General features: G+C 43.6%; 14 protein-coding genes. 11 read left to right on the plus strand and 3 right to left on the minus strand.

Annotated elements, in window-relative coordinates; translation table 11 throughout:
• Positions 1-22 precede the first annotated feature (22 nt).
• Positions 23-1,051, minus strand: a complete 1,029-nt coding sequence (locus DS742_RS09115; RefSeq protein ID WP_117416689.1) for a 3-deoxy-7-phosphoheptulonate synthase — start codon at positions 1,049-1,051, stop codon at positions 23-25.
• Positions 1,052-1,235: 184 nt separating this feature from the next.
• Between DS742_RS09115 and DS742_RS09120 the strand changes: the two genes are divergently transcribed.
• From DS742_RS09120 to citC, 8 genes are all read left to right on the plus strand, one after another.
• Positions 1,236-1,526 carry a hypothetical protein gene (locus DS742_RS09120; protein ID WP_117416690.1) on the plus strand — a complete coding sequence of 97 codons (291 nt, stop codon included), beginning with the start codon at positions 1,236-1,238 and terminating at the stop codon, positions 1,524-1,526.
• Between the two features lie 45 nt (positions 1,527-1,571).
• Positions 1,572-2,879 (plus strand): MATE family efflux transporter, encoded by a 1,308-nt coding sequence (locus DS742_RS09125; RefSeq protein WP_117416691.1) that lies wholly within the window; start codon positions 1,572-1,574, stop codon positions 2,877-2,879.
• 27 nt (positions 2,880-2,906) lie between these two features.
• On the plus strand, positions 2,907-3,443 hold the full coding sequence (gene citX, locus DS742_RS09130; RefSeq protein WP_117416692.1) for a citrate lyase holo-[acyl-carrier protein] synthase: 537 nt from the start codon (positions 2,907-2,909) through the stop codon (positions 3,441-3,443).
• Between the two features lie 126 nt (positions 3,444-3,569).
• Positions 3,570-3,869 carry a citrate lyase acyl carrier protein gene (gene citD, locus DS742_RS09135; protein ID WP_117416693.1) on the plus strand — a complete coding sequence of 100 codons (300 nt, stop codon included), beginning with the start codon at positions 3,570-3,572 and terminating at the stop codon, positions 3,867-3,869.
• Positions 3,866-4,768 (plus strand): aldolase/citrate lyase family protein, encoded by a 903-nt coding sequence (locus tag DS742_RS09140; RefSeq protein WP_117416694.1) that lies wholly within the window; start codon positions 3,866-3,868, stop codon positions 4,766-4,768. The genes citD and DS742_RS09140 overlap by 4 nt, the downstream gene beginning before the upstream one ends.
• A 1-nt stretch (position 4,769) precedes the next feature.
• Positions 4,770-6,332, plus strand: a complete 1,563-nt coding sequence (gene citF / locus DS742_RS09145) for a citrate lyase subunit alpha (protein WP_117416695.1) — start codon at positions 4,770-4,772, stop codon at positions 6,330-6,332.
• A gap of 3 nt (positions 6,333-6,335) precedes the next feature.
• Positions 6,336-7,304, plus strand: coding sequence for a triphosphoribosyl-dephospho-CoA synthase CitG (citG, locus tag DS742_RS09150; RefSeq protein WP_117416761.1), 969 nt, complete (start codon positions 6,336-6,338; stop codon positions 7,302-7,304).
• On the plus strand, positions 7,228-8,253 hold the full coding sequence (gene citC, locus DS742_RS09155; protein WP_117416696.1) for a [citrate (pro-3S)-lyase] ligase: 1,026 nt from the start codon (positions 7,228-7,230) through the stop codon (positions 8,251-8,253). The genes citG and citC overlap by 77 nt, the downstream gene beginning before the upstream one ends.
• Here citC and DS742_RS09160 read toward each other — a convergent pair.
• Positions 8,243-8,929: a response regulator transcription factor gene (locus tag DS742_RS09160; protein ID WP_117416697.1), complete on the minus strand. Its 687-nt coding sequence runs from the start codon at positions 8,927-8,929 to the stop codon at positions 8,243-8,245. The genes citC and DS742_RS09160 overlap by 11 nt on opposite strands.
• A gap of 113 nt (positions 8,930-9,042) precedes the next feature.
• On the opposite strand from DS742_RS09160, the gene DS742_RS09165 reads away from it, so the two are divergent.
• Both DS742_RS09165 and DS742_RS09170 read left to right on the plus strand, forming a co-directional pair.
• Positions 9,043-11,217 carry an ATP-binding protein gene (locus tag DS742_RS09165; RefSeq protein ID WP_117416698.1) on the plus strand — a complete coding sequence of 725 codons (2,175 nt, stop codon included), beginning with the start codon at positions 9,043-9,045 and terminating at the stop codon, positions 11,215-11,217.
• A 126-nt stretch (positions 11,218-11,343) separates the two neighbouring features.
• The gene (locus DS742_RS09170) at positions 11,344-12,681 is read left to right on the plus strand and encodes a CitMHS family transporter (RefSeq protein WP_117416699.1); all 1,338 of its coding nucleotides are present in this window, start codon (positions 11,344-11,346) and stop codon (positions 12,679-12,681) included.
• Positions 12,682-12,787: 106 nt separating this feature from the next.
• Here DS742_RS09170 and DS742_RS09175 read toward each other — a convergent pair whose 3' ends face one another.
• A complete protein-coding gene (locus DS742_RS09175; protein WP_117416700.1) occupies positions 12,788-13,336 on the minus strand; it encodes a beta-class carbonic anhydrase in 549 nt (182 codons plus the stop codon).
• A gap of 311 nt (positions 13,337-13,647) precedes the next feature.
• On the opposite strand from DS742_RS09175, the gene DS742_RS09180 reads away from it, so the two are divergent.
• Positions 13,648-14,745 (plus strand): GGDEF domain-containing protein, encoded by a 1,098-nt coding sequence (locus DS742_RS09180; protein ID WP_117416701.1) that lies wholly within the window; start codon positions 13,648-13,650, stop codon positions 14,743-14,745.
• Positions 14,746-15,113 lie beyond the last annotated feature (368 nt).

The raw sequence follows: 15,113 nt of genomic DNA on the forward strand, positions 1-15,113 counted from the left end.
AATTATTTCTCTACTCTATTAATCAGCAGTTCTCAGCGATCTCATAAAGCAGACGCTCGGATTCCTCCCACCCAAGGCATGGATCTGTGATGGATTTTCCATAGCATCCATCTCCAACCTTCTGGCATCCCGGCTCAATATAGCTTTCAATCATCAATCCCTTAACAAGGCTGCGGATCTCCGGTGCATGCTTTCTGCTGTGAAGGACTTCTTTGGAGATACGGATCTGTTCCCTGTATTTTTTGTTGGAGTTTGAATGGTTTGCATCGACGATACAGGCAGGATTTTTCAGGCTGCGTCTGCTGTACATCTCATGAAGAAGAAATAAATCTTCAAAATGATAATTGGGGATACACTGGCCGTGCTTGTTGACCGCACCGCGCAGGATGGTATGGGCAAGGGGATTGCCGGAACTTTTTACTTCCCAGCCGCGATAGGTGAAGTCATGGGCCTGCTGGGCGGCAACTACGGAATTAAGCATAACCGACATATCACCGCTGGTGGGGTTCTTCATTCCAACGGCCACTTCGCAGCCGCTGGAAGTTAAACGGTGTTGCTGGTTTTCCACGGAACGCGCCCCAATGGCGATGTAGGACATGATATCGTCAAGGTAGGTTAAATTCTCCGGATAAAGCATCTCGTCTGCTGTGGATAAACCGGTTTCTTCAAATACTTTCATGTGCATATGGCGGATGGCGATAAGACCTTCATGCATGTCCGGCTTTTTCTCCGGGTCAGGCTGGTGAAGCATTCCTTTATATCCTTCGCCTGTGGTTCTTGGCTTATTGGTGTAAATTCTGGGGACCAGGATCAGACGGTCTTTTGTTTTTTCCTGAATCTTTACCAGACGATTTACATAATCACAGACAGAATCTTCGTTATCAGCAGAACAGGGACCAATAATAACCAGAAATTTGTCGCTGTTTCCTGTAAGTACGTCACTGATGGCCTGGTCTCTTTCTATCTTAAGGGCTTTTAAAGCGGCCGGAAGGGGAAAACGATCTTTGATTTCTTCCGGGCTGGGCAGATTACTGACATATTGAAATCCCATAATATCCTCCTGTGTATGTGCTGGTTTTTTGTTTTTGCTGTTGATTATATAACAGAACACGGGAAAAATCCAGTGTTCCTTGAAATTTGGTCAAGTTTGACTAAGTGTCTCGTCTTAAGTGTTCCATTTTTTCTGAAAATGTTGTATGATGTTTACGAATGAAAATTGGAAAGGTGTTAAAAATATGGAAAAATATTGGAACTGGGGAGGTAGCTATATCGGGGTAAAGCAACGGGATTATTTAGTTGCGTGTGACGGAACGGTTCTTGGAAAATTTTACGGCAGAGAGCTGTATGACAGGAGCGGAAATTACATAGGAGAATTGGGAAGAAACGACAGACTGATTAAAAATAAAACAAAAGAACCATTCCGCCGCCCGGCATTCAGCTCTTATGTCAAGGGTACGATAACCGGTCCGGTAAAAAGCCTTGCGCCATATCCCATGATTTCCGGGTTTGAAGATTTTACTGTCTGAAGGTATTTGATTGAGGGGGAATAATGAGGTTACAAAGGAGAAAGAATGAGGGATTTAACAAAAGGCAGCCCTGGGAAAATCATGCTCCAGTTTGCGCTTCCTGTTGCAGCTGGTAATCTGTTTCAGCTATTTTACAGCCTTGCAGATACCCGGGTAGTGGGAAGCACCCTGGGAGAAAGTGCGCTGGCAGCTGTGGGGGCAACCACTTCCATCAGCACTCTGTTTATTGGCTTTTTATCCGGACTGACCGGCGGATTTGCCCTGCTTACAGCAAGAAGTTACGGGGCAGGGGTGGAAGAGCGGGTCAGGAGGTATTCGGCAGGATGCCTGCTTCTTGGTACCCTGACCTCTGTTCTGCTCACACTGCTGTGTGTGGGAGGACTGCCATTCTTTTTAAGGGCGCTTCATGTACCGGAATCTCTAATGCCTGCTGCGAAAGGCTATATCCGGATCATTCTGCTTGGAATGGTCATGACCATGCTTTATAACGCCTGTGCTTCCATTTTAAGAGCGGTGGGGGATACGGCAGCTCCATTGGTGTTTCTAATATTGTCCAGTATTCTTAATGTGTTTCTGGACCTTTTCTTCATACTTGTCCTTCATCAGGGGGTGGAGGGAGCAGCTATTGCAACTGTATTGTCCCAGTCCCTCTCAGCAGTCTTAAGCCTGGTTTATATGATAAAGCGGTATCCGGTTTTTCGTTTTCATATCCGGGATTTTTGGATTACAGGGGGAGAGGTCCGGCAGCTTTATACATATGGAATATCCATGGCACTTATGATGTCACTGGTATTTTTCGGAACCCTTTCCCTGCAGAGCGCAATCAATCTTCTGGGGACAGATATCATCGTTGCCCACACTGCTGCACGTAAGATCACGGAGTTTTTCATGCTTCCGTTTTCGGTCATGGGCGTTACCATGGCGAATTTCTGCGGTCAGAATATGGGAGCGGGTAAGATATCCCGGATTCATAAGGGGATTTCGCAGGCACTTATCATTACGTCCGTCTGGTCGGTGGCAATGATTCTTTTAAGCTACACTGTGGCGCCTTATCTGGTATATCTGGTGACAGGCTCTTTGAATCGCCGGATAGCCGGAACTGCAGCCCTTTATTTAAGGATCAATACCCTTTTCTATTTTGTGCCTGCCGCAATTTCCATATTCAGAAATGCACTTCAGGGGTGTGGGGATCATAAAACACCGGTTGTGTCCAGCTTTATTGAACTGGCTGGGAAAGTTGCCATTGCAGCATTTCTGGCACCGGTTCTTAAATATATGGGAATTATCATAGCAGAACCAATCGTCTGGATTCTTATGGTAATTCCTTTGACAATGAAGATCAGAAAACTATAAGTATTAAAGCAGGTTAAGAGGTAAAATATGGAGAGATATGTAGATCTTGAGGAAATGCTTTCGTTTCGGGAGAAGAAAGTCAGAATCCAGGAGGAACTGAGAAAAAAACATAAGGGGATGGTGACGATGGCACTGGCAATGAACATCCCGGGACCGGTAAAGACTTCCCCCGACATTCTGCTTGCTTTTGAGGAGGGAACGAAAATGTTGGAACAGGCAGTTTCGGATGCGGGTGTGAGAATGAAAGAGATGAATGTGGTGTCGGAGAATGCAGGTTATATAAAATTTTATGCTTTAGACTGTACTGATGCTGCCGCAGTAAAAGGTCTGGCAGTCAGACTGGAAGAAAACCATCCATTAGGACGGCTGTGGGATATTGACGTTTATGATAAAGAAGGTTTCAGTATAAGCAGGGAATCTCTTTTATCACCTGTCCGCAAATGTTTAATCTGCGGGCAGGATGCGAAAGGATGTGCCAGAAACAGAAGCCATTCGGTTGAGGAACTTTATCGTGAAGTGGAGCGTTTAATTCATGTCTGGAAAAGTGAAAAAAAATCAGATTAAGAGAGGGAGTCCTGTATTTGACTGCAGGCTCCCTTTCTTAATATTTTTTAAGGTACATTTTTTCCAGAGTTAAGATTCCCCGTGTAAACTGAAACCATAGAAAATAAAAGGGAGGCTTTAAACAAAATGGAGATAGAAAGACCGGCTATGGCCGGAACGCTGGAATCCAGTGACTGTCAGGTGACTGTGGAGCCAGGAGACGGCAGGATCGATTTTACACTGGAGAGTGCAGTGATCAATCAGTATGGCAACCAGATCAGAAACGTGGTTTTTGAAACTCTGAATCATTTGGGAGTGGATAATATTAAAATTTCCATAGTAGACAAAGGAGCTCTTGACTGTACCATTAAAGCCAGGGTAGAAGGAGCAGTATCCCGCTCCATGGACCACTTTGTCAATATTCATTGGGGAGGTGCCAGAGAATGATCAATTTAGTGAAAAAGCGGCTCAGAAGAACCATGATGTTTTTAAATGCCCAGAAACCGGGACTTATTAAGGATCCCTATATTTATAGACCGGACAGCATCATGCTGGATTTAGAGGATGCGGTTGCAGAAAACCAGAAGGATGCTGCCAGGTTTTCCCTGTACCACGCTCTGAAAGAGATTGATTACAGAGGGTGTGAACGGGTGGTTCGTATTAACGGACTGGATACGCCATACTGGCAGGAAGATATCCGCTGTGCAGTAGCCGGCGGTTGTGATGCCATTCGTATTCCAAAAACGGAATGTCCAAATGACATTCACAGGGTGGAAGAAGAAATTATAAAGGCAGAAAAGGATTTTGGGATGCCGGAAGGCAGAACCCTTATTATGGCAGCCATCGAATCAGCAAGAGGTGTCATGAAGGCTCTGGATATCTGCGAAGCATCGGAACGTCTCTTTGGAATCGCTTTGTCAGGAGGAGATTATACCAAAGACCTGCAGACCCGTATTACTGGAACCGGAATTGAGCTGATGGGAGCCAGACAGAATTTAATAATTGCAGCAAGGGCGGCAAAGGTACAGTGCTTTGACACGGTATATACCGACCTTGATGATATGGAAGGCTTCCGAAAGGATGTGGAAACAATTCATCTCATGGGCTTTGACGGCAAGTCGATCATCAATCCGCGCCAGATTCCTGTTGTTCATGAAATCTTTACTCCTTCCGGAAAGGATATTATCTTTGCGGAAAAAGTGGTGAAAGAGATTGAAGAGAAGAAGAAAATGGGTATCGGTGTATTTACAGTGGATGGTAAGATGATTGATATTGCATTCTATGACGGAGCAAGGAGAACCATTGAACTGGCTAAGGCTTCCGGCGTATATAAAGGAGATTTATAAGATGATCAATGCAGTAGGAAGAGAGATTCCAGAAGAAATCTTAAAAATAACAGGAAAAGAACCATTTAAGGGAAATCATTATTTTGACGGCTATGAATATAAGAAGGATGGTCCGTCTACCAGATGTGTCATCAATTCAGAAGGAAGCAAACTTGTGGAGAACATTCATGAGGTGCTGGTAAAATGCGGCATTCAGGATGGAATGACACTGGGCTTTCACCACCATTTCCGTGATGGGGATTATGTAGTTAACATGGTGATGGAAGAGATTCACAACATGGGGATTAAGGATATTACCATCTGTGCCAGTTCTCTGGGAAAAGCCCATGATAAGCTGGTGGAATATATAGAAGACGGAACAATTACAAACATTCAGTCTTCCGGCGTGAGAGGAAAAATCGGACGTGCCATTTCAGAAGGAAAACTGAAAGGACTGGCTGTCATGCGTTCCCACGGCGGAAGAGTCCGTGCCATAGAGACTGGGGAAGTGAGAATCGATATTGCATTTATCGGAGCGCCTACCTGCGATGATTACGGAAACTGCCGTGGAATTGGCGGAAAGTCTGACTGCGGCGTGCTTTCCTACTCCATGGTTGATGCGGATTATGCGGATAAGGTGGTTGCAATCACGGACTGTCTGGTTCCATTTCCAAACTTTCCTGCCCATATTTCCATGACAAAAGTGGATTATGTGGTTGTGGTTGACCAGATCGGAAACCCGGATAAAATCGCCACAGGAGCTGCAAAACCCACCACAGATATGAGAAAGCTGATGATGGCGGATTATTGCACCCAGTTTGTGGTAAACACCCCTTATTTCAAAGACGGATTTTCTTATCAGACGGGTGTTGGCGGCGCTTCCATCGCTTCTACCATATCTCTTTCCAAAATCATGAAGGAGAGAAATATACGAATGAAGTTCGGTGTGGGTGGCTTAACAAAACCCATGTGTGATCTATTGGAGAATAACCAGGTAGACGCATTGTTAGATACCCAGGACTTTGATTTAAATGCAGTGGAGTCCGTAATCAATCCCAGACATTTCCGAATCAGCGCCGGTGAATATGCGGACCCATTTAACAAAGGAGCAGTCGTCAATAAGCTGGATTTTGTAATACTGGCGGCATTGGAAGTAGACGTGAATTTTAACTGTAACGTTGTGGTTGGATCCGACGGCATCATTACCGGTGCCCAGGGAGGCCATCCGGATACAGCGGCCGGTGCAAAATGTACCATCGTGATTGCACCTCTTCTTCAGGGAAGAATTCCGGCTATCTGTACCGATGTAACGACGGTCACCACTCCGGGAGAATCCATTGACGTGGTAATTACTGATTACGGTATTGCAATTAATCCCAGAAGACAGGATTTAATTGACTGCATGAAGAATGTGGATCTTCCGTTTAAAACCATTGAAGAACTGCGGGATATCGCATATTCCATCGTAGGGGAGCCGGAACGGGTGCAGTTTGATGATAAAGTAGTGGGAATCATTGAAAGCCGTGATGGCACAGTAATGGATGTTGTCCGTAAGATTAAAAAATTTGAATTTTCAGGAGAATAGACAATGCAAAGCAGGTCTTGTGTGAACGTACCGTCCAGAGAGGAAGAAGCTGCATATCGTATTGGAAATATGGCGTATCGTGCGCTGCTTGAGGAGGTCTATACTCTTCCCAAGCCGGGTCTGGTAGATCCTTATTCCAACGGGGCCCATACTGATATGAATGTGGTCTCCTTTGAGCGGAGCGCCAAGGCCCTGAAGCCTTATTTTGTCACAATGGCTCTGGAGGGGGAGAGGTTGTGGGAAGCGCCTCCTGTGTTATTTGAAACCATTCGCAGAATCGGAATTCTGGCGGAACGTGCCATGTATCAGGCGACTGGAGGAGTGAATACACACAAGGGGCTGGTCTTTCATCTGGGAATTTTATGCGGGGCAGCAGGAGCCTGCCACCGCTCTTTCGGAAGGGTTGCCTTAAAACAGCTCATGGAGATGGAACAGGCAATGGTCAGAAATGTGCTGGTGAAAGAAGTACAGAACATGGAAACCTTTGTTTCAAAAGGTGAAAAAAACCTTCAAAAGTACGGGCTGACCGGTGCAAGAGGAGAGGCCATCAGCGGATATTTCTCTGTATTTAAAATTTCACTGCCGGTGATGTCCATGGGTCTTTATAACGGTCAGGAGTGGAACCGGGTGAAGCTGGAAACCTTGTTCCACCTTATGAGCCAGGTGGATGATTCCAACATTCTTTCCAGGCATAATCCCAAGGTGTTAAACCAGGTGAAGAAAATCGCCGCAGAGTTTTTAAAAGCCGGAGGTGCCTACAGGAAAGAAAGTATTGATTTACTAAAAGAACTGGACAAATGGTTTGTGAAAAAGAATATCAGTGCAGGAGGAAGTGCGGATCTTCTTGCTGTCACCATATTTCTCACGCTGTTAACAGGAGAGTGGGGAGGACTTTATGGAATTCATGAGACTGGAAGGCAGACCCTTTCGGGGGAAAGAGCTGGAGCGTTTGAAGGAGTTTCTTGCCTGTAATCATCTGGATTACGATCACGAAATCGAGTATACCATATGCCTTTTGGATGAAAACTGCCAGATTGTGGCAACAGGCTCTGCTCATGACAATGTGTTAAAATGCATTGCTGTGGATCAGGCTGCAAGAGGGTTCGGACTGGCGGCAACCATTGTTTCCGCACTGGTTCAGTATGAATTTGAAAAGGGAAGGTCCCATATACTCCTTTATACCAAGCCGGAGAATCAGGAAATGTTTGAAAATCTGGGATTTTATGGCGTTTTAAAGACCGGGGAAATTCTTTTTATGGAGAACCGGAAAGAAGGCTTTGATCAGTTTATCCGCCGTTTGAAAGAGGAGTCACCGAAAGAAGCACTGCTTACCGGCCAGGTAATCGGCTGTATGGTAGTAAACTGCAATCCTTTTACCAATGGACACCGGTATCTGGTGGAGCAGGCACTGAACCACTGTGATTATCTTCATGTGCTTGTCTTATCCGATGACAGGAGCTTTTTTAACGCGGAGGACCGTTATCAGCTGGTAAAAGAAGGCGTTCATGATTTATCCCGGGTTATCGTTCACCGGTCATCAGATTTTGTTATCTCCGCTGCTACGTTTCCCACCTATTTTATTAAGGAGAAAGCCCAGGCTCAAAAGGCCAACTGCCTTCTGGATCTGACTTTATTTGCACGCCGCATAGCTCCGGAACTGGGAATTACAAAGCGTTTTGTGGGGACCGAGCCAAACTGTGCCATAACAGGACAGTACAATGAAGAAATGAAACAGATTCTGCCCCAATATGGAATTCAGGTTATGGAATTTGAAAGAAAAGAGATCAAAGGAACTGCAGTCAGTGCCTCTTTGGTGAGAGCCTGGTATGAAAAGGGTGATTTTAAACATATTAAGGATGTGGTGCCTGAAACCACGCTTCAATATCTGATCAATAAAAAAAGCCAGAGGCCTAAGGGATAAACCGGTATCCCAGACCTCTGACAGTTACAATATGGGCCGGCTTTTGCCGGTCTTCTTCGATTTTACTCCGGAGACGATTGATATAAACCATAATGGCATTATCGTCAACTGCAACACTGTTGCCCCATACGTGCTCATAGATCATCTCTTTTGTATAAACCTGCCCTGGATGCTTTAAAAACAGCAGCATAAGACTGCTTTCCTTTGAAGAGAGAATGATCTCTTCCCCTTTGTTATAAAAGCGCATGGTGGAAGTGTTATAGGAAAAGGGACCGCATTCCAGAATATCGGAACTGTCCAGTACCTGATTCTTGTAGCGCCTTATGAGCGCCTTTACCTTGGCGCCTAATACAAGTGGGCGGAAAGGCTTGGTGATATAATCATCGGCCCCCAGAGAAAGACCATATAAGGAATCGTAGTCCTCGTTCCGACCGCTGACAATCATAACCGGCGTCTGTATTCCCTGGCTCCGAAGCTTCTTAATGACTTCAAAGCCTTCCATATCTCCCAGCATGACATCCATAAGGATCATATCATAGGTATGATTTTTTATACAGTTAAGAGCAGCAAGACCGCTGTCTGCCAGAGTGGTTTCTAAATCATTGCTGTGCATGACTTTTTCCAGCAGCTTTAAAACAGATGGATCATCATCTACGATTAATACTTTATCAGACATAGCTTCCCCCAAATGAAAATCATGTAGAATTTTATCGAAATATGTTATAATTTATTATAATATTAATAACAGAACAAGTCAATGAGGAAGAAGAAAACGAGGAGCTTTAAATCATGAAGAAAATAAAGGAAAATAGAAATTATGCCGGAATATTTATCTGCTGCGCGATGGCAGCAGTTCTGATTATTTTCTGCTTACTTGTTTTTGGAATCTGGAAGGAATATAAGGATGCCATTATTAATAACCAGAAGAAGCAGATGCTGTTGACAACCCAGAGCATGGGAGAGAATCTAAAAGTCTTTATTGAAGGATATCAGTCAGATTTAAGTACGATTTATGATATTATGGAGGAAAATTATAAAAAAACAGGAACCAGGGACTGGAGTGTTATCAGTGAATATGTTTCCAATCATAAACGGTTTGTCTATGATGTGATTGTGGAAGATACTTCGGGAAATTTAATAAAGAGCATGAAAGGCTATGGTGTTGAGAAAACCTACTCGGTCACTGCAATTAGCAAGTCGGAGCAGTTTCTTCAGTGCAAACTGGAAAACGGTGATCTTTATCTGGTGTTAAAGCGCAATTTACCTGACATCGGATCCATTTCCATAGTTATTAATGAAAGAAGCTATTATAAGTCACTGGTTTCCAATATCCGCCTTGGAACCAACGGATATGTTGTCATAAAGGATTCTAAAGGCATCATTCTGGCCCATCCCCAGGAGAAGCAGTGGGGAATTAATGTAATCTCCGGCAGGAAAGAGATGTTTCCGGGCGTGAATTTAAACAGCCTGGAGCAGATGATAGACAAACAGAACCGTGGGGAAGAAGGGGTTTCTGAGTATTATTCTTATTGGTGGGTGGATCCGGGGGTCCCGGAAGTAAAAAAAATCAGTGCCTATTCACCGGCACATATCGGGGACGGATTCCTGGTTGTCAGTGCAGTGATTGATTACAATGATATTTATATACCAGTTGCAACCGGATTTTTTAAACTTGGACTTGTTTTTTTCTGTGCCATGGCAATTGTTCTGGGTCTGGTAATTTATATTGGAGATTTAAGGGTCCAGAAACGAAAGGATACAGAGGAAATAGCATATTTGCTGGAACTGAATAAGATACTGGAAGAGATTCACCAAAGTGAGGAAACCATTGCCCATCAGCAGAGGCTGCAGATTATGGGAACCATGACAGGGGGCATCGCTCATGAATTTAACAATCTACTGACTCCCATTATGGGGTATGCAGAACTTTTGATGATGGATCTGCCTGAGCGGTCAGAGAACTATGACAACGCCTCCGAAATTTATGAGGCATCGGCAAAAGCGAAGGAAATTATCCAGCAGATTTCATCATTAAGCAGAAAAAATATGGAAACTGCCTTTAAAAATCTTCATGGGGAAAAAGTGTTAAAACGGGCGATTAAGATGGTTAGTTCTGTCTGCCCTACCAATATACATTTAAAGGAAATGATTACTCTTCAGGAAGAGTGTTTTCTGGGCAATGAAACCCAGTTAAATCAGGTAATACTGAATATCTGTGTCAATGCCATTCATGCAATAGGACATAAAGAAGGAGCCATATCCATATCCTGTCAGACAGTGGACCGGGAGGAACTGGCCCAGTATAAGCTTTCCACGCTGCCGGAGGGCTGGGATCATTATATCCGGATTGATGTGGAAGATGATGGAGGGGGAATGAGCGATGAAGTGCTCAAACAGATCTTTGATCCGTTTTTCACCACTAAGAAAAACGGAAAAGGTACAGGGCTTGGTCTGTCCCTGGTGGAGCAGATTATTCACTCCCATAAAGGATATGTGTTCGCAGAAAGTACCCTGGGAAAAGGCAGTATCTTTCATCTGTATCTTCCTGTTAATGAGCAGAAGGAACGGGAGGATCAGATCCAGCTGGAGGCCGGCGGACCGGTTCTTCGCATTATGATTGTGGATGATAATCCCAAAGTTTTGCGCCTTCTGGAGAAAAACTTCAGCCGGCTGAATGTTCCTCTAATCTCCTGTATGGATTTTGAGGAGGCAAGAAGAGTTTTAAAAGAGCAGGGAGTGGATGCGGTTGTAACAGAGCAGTATGTCAGGGGGAAAAGTGGGGTGGATTTCTGTATGTCATTGCAGGGACCATATCCGGGGGTGATCCGCATTCTTATGGCTGACCGGGTGACAAAAGAGCTTGTAGAGGCAAAGAAGCGGAGAATGATAGACGAATACATTGATAAGCCGGTTTCGGATTCCTCTATTTTAAAAGCAGTAAAGAATTTCAAGGATTTATATTAAATCAAAAGTCTAATCTTAACAACTTTTAATTTTTCTCTTAAAGAAATGAAAGGGAGAAGATGTGAGGCTGTAAGGTTGGACTTTTATACTTTCCTCATAAACAAAATATAGAGGAGGAAGAAAAACATGAATGAGACAATGCTTGCATTATTAGGATTTGCAACCATTATCATGATCATTGTTTTACTGCTGAGAAATGTTACTGTTCCGGCTCTGGCATTCATCGGAGTATCCTGTGTCAGTGCGCTGATTCTGGTATTAACAGGAACCTTTACAGTCAAAGAAGTTGGGGATTTTATTAAGGCGGGGGTTGCTGATGTGCATTCCACTGCTGCACTGTTCATATTTTCCGTATTATTTTTCGGAATTATGACGGATGCGGGTATGTTTGACAGCATCATCAATGCTTTAATGAAAAAAGTGGGGCACAATGTAGTTGGTGTTGCATTTATGACCTGTATTATTGCAATGATTGGTCACCTGGACGGAGGCGGAGCTTCTACGTTCCTGATCACCATACCGGCTATGCTTCCGATTTACAAAAAGCTGAAAATGCGTTCTACCACGCTGCTTTTAATCTGCGTAACAGCAATGGGCGTTATGAATTTACTTCCATGGGGCGGACCTACCATGCGTGCTGCTTCTGTTCTTGGGATTGAAGCCAATGTGCTTTGGATGAGAATTCTTCCGATGCAGGCAGTTGGTATTGTAATTGCGTTATTTACCGCATTCTTCTGGGGTGTTGTGGAGAAGAAGCGTGGTGCAGGAATTGACAGCACACTGGAAATGGAAGATTCCGATTTGCTGGAAGAAAGTGCTTCTACCAGTGAACTGGGTGATCTTGCAAGACCAAAGCTTTTATTCTTTAACATAGCTCTTACTCTGCTTGTTATTTATTGTCTTGTATTTTTAAAGGTTCCATCTTACTTAACTTTCATGGTGGGCTGTGTAATTGCACTTCTGGTTAACTATCCGGGAGCTAAACTGCAGAATAAGATTATTAAATCTCATTCCGGCCCTGCTCTTATGATGGCTTCTACCATTCTTGCAGCCGGTGTATTTTTAGGCGTGCTGGAGCAGAGTGAAATCATGAACCATATGGCTAATATTCTTGCTTCATTCATTCCACAGTCTATGGGCCATTTTATGCCTCTGATTATCGGCATTTTATCTGTACCGCTGACAATGCTGTTCTGTACGGATTCTTATTTCTACGGACTGCTTCCGGTTCTTATCAGTGTAGGAAACAGCTTTGGAGTAGATCCTGTTCATACGGCAATTGCCATGGTAGTATGCCGCAACTGTGCAACCTTTATCAGCCCGGTAGTTCCGGCCACGTTCCTCGGTGTCGGTCTTGCTGGTGTTGAGATCAAAGACCATATAAAGAATTCGTTTCTTTGGATTTGGGGCGTCAGCCTTGTATGTCTGGTTGCCGGTGTTGTGCTTGGTGTCATTACATTTTAAATATCTCCTAAGAATAACGGGGCTGCATTTGCAGTCCCGTCTTTCTTTCTGTAAAAAAATTGCGTTCTGAGATGCCGTGTTCAGGCAGTCAGAACGCAATTCTATTTTATGAAACGCTGACAGGATCCAGCCTGCCGCAGGAAATATCCATAACAAAGCCTTTTATGGTAACACCGGAAGGCATGAGCGGGTGCTCTTTTAACAGGGTAACAGAGCGTTTGACAGAAGCTTTTGAATCATCAAACCCCTGAAACAGGTTGTCAAAATCAAATCCCATCTCTCTCTGATTCTGTATGGTCTCTCTTGTTATACCGCGCTGTACCAAACGGGTAATAATGGATTCCGCACTGACGGATGCGGCACCGCAGTCAGTATGACCGATTACCATAATCTCCTCAACATCAAAATCCAGTATGGCAATCAGCAGGCTTCGAATGGTACTGTCGCATGGGTCCAGGATCAGACCACCGGCATTTTTAATTAATTTAACGTCTCCATTGTGTATACCGAGAGCTGCAGGAAGAAGCTCTACCAGCCGGGTGTCCATACAGGTCAGTATGGCAAGCCTTTTTCGGGGATATTTGTTGGTATTAAAGCGTTTATAAAAACCGCTGTTTACAAAGATATCATTGTATTTTAGAATTTCCTCAATCATAATCTGCCTCCTTTTTGATGGTGTCAGATTTATGATAAAGGTTTAATCTTAACCGTTACTTACGTTTCTCCTTAAAGATTATTTAGCTTGGCATGGAATTGAGCTTGAAAAATACCCAGAACGCCATGGGGGCGCTATTGCAGCCGGGAGATGTTACCGTTTTTGCAGCACGATCTTTGTCGAAAATTGTAGAAAATGGCAGAAAATGAAATTGTGAAAACAGCCGTTAGATGATAATATAGAACTATAATAAATGTTTGTTTGTCCAGCTTTAAAAATGATCGACATCTTATGATCGGGAGGAAGTCATTATGTTACGTGAGGCAATGAAGTCCTATTACGCTCCTCTTTTAATCCTGTTGTTTTTCGGAGTCATGGTTTTTGTGGACAAGCTTTTTTCACAGAAGATTAAACGCCTGTTTCTGTTGGAGATTTGTCTGCAGCTTTTTTTAATGGCTGTCACCTGGCTGGATCAGTATTTTGCATTCATGGGAGATAATGGGCTTGTGTGGAGGCTGAGAAACATCACTACCTGCCTGAATTTTGCAATAGGTCCGTGTTCTCCCATGATTCTGGTGCTGATTTATGATACGGGTATTTCAGGAAAGATACCAAAAATATTTTACGTTCCCCAGATTATAAATTTTACCACCAGCGTCCTAAGCATATGGAGCGGATGGATTTTTTCAGTGAGCATCAGCAATGTATACAGAAGAGGACCGCTGTTTCCCATGCCTTTAACGGTTGGTTTTTTTTATCTGCTCACACTGATAGTATTTTCTGCCAGACAGCAGAATAAGCCAAACCGGCGGGCGGAGACAACATTTCTTATAGCTGCTTTTTTAGGAATTGGCTCAGCTGCTTGTCTGGAGGTGTTTTTTGGACTGAGTTTCATGATATGGAATGTTTCTTCCGTATGTGTTATTTTATATTTTCTCCTTCTTACCACACAGAAAATATTGTACGATTCGATGACTGGTACATATAGCCGTACTGCCTATGAAAGACGGATGGAGAAACTGAACTTTAAGCTCCCGTGTACGGTTGCCATGATCGATTTAAACAATTTAAAGCAGCTAAATGACCAATATGGACATTCTTCAGGAGATGAGGCAATCTGCAGTGTTACGGCCGCAATTTTAAAGCAGAAGTCCAGACATATGAAGCTGTACCGCTATGGAGGAGACGAATTCGTACTTGTCAGCAGCCGGATGTGTGAAGAGGAGATGGACCGTGTCCTTAAAACAGCACAGGAACAATGCAGCGGGGGTTTTGATCTGCCGGTTTCTTTTTCCTACGGTACTGCTGTTCATCAGCCTGGAGATGATATACACAAAGCAATCCTACTCGCAGATGAGGCGATGTATCAGAATAAGGCGAAAATGAGAGAGGGGAAGGCAGCGGAATGAGGCTGTTGTAAAATAAGTCAGTTATGATGAGATACTAATAAGTTCGGCATTATAGCGAAGTGGTTTAAGACTGCTTCGCTATTTTTTATGCTGTCAGGAGATAATGGTCAAATCATTACTTTTATCTTTAACTGTCAACCTTTTTCGAACATAAGTTGATAATACTATTATTGATGAGAAGATAACTCAGTTAAATAGCAATTTAATTTTATTATAAAAAGGAGTCGGAATTTTACCGACCCCCCAAGGTATATGTGTTCTATATGTCGATGAAACCTTTTACTTGTTAAACTAGTAAGAGGAGAATTTTTTAACTTTGCCCCTCTTAACACTAAATCCAAAGTGCTAATATATCTAATAAAATCTTT

The organism is Lacrimispora amygdalina (assembly GCF_003432035.1).
In the GTDB taxonomy this organism is placed as follows: domain Bacteria; phylum Bacillota; class Clostridia; order Lachnospirales; family Lachnospiraceae; genus Lacrimispora; species Lacrimispora amygdalina.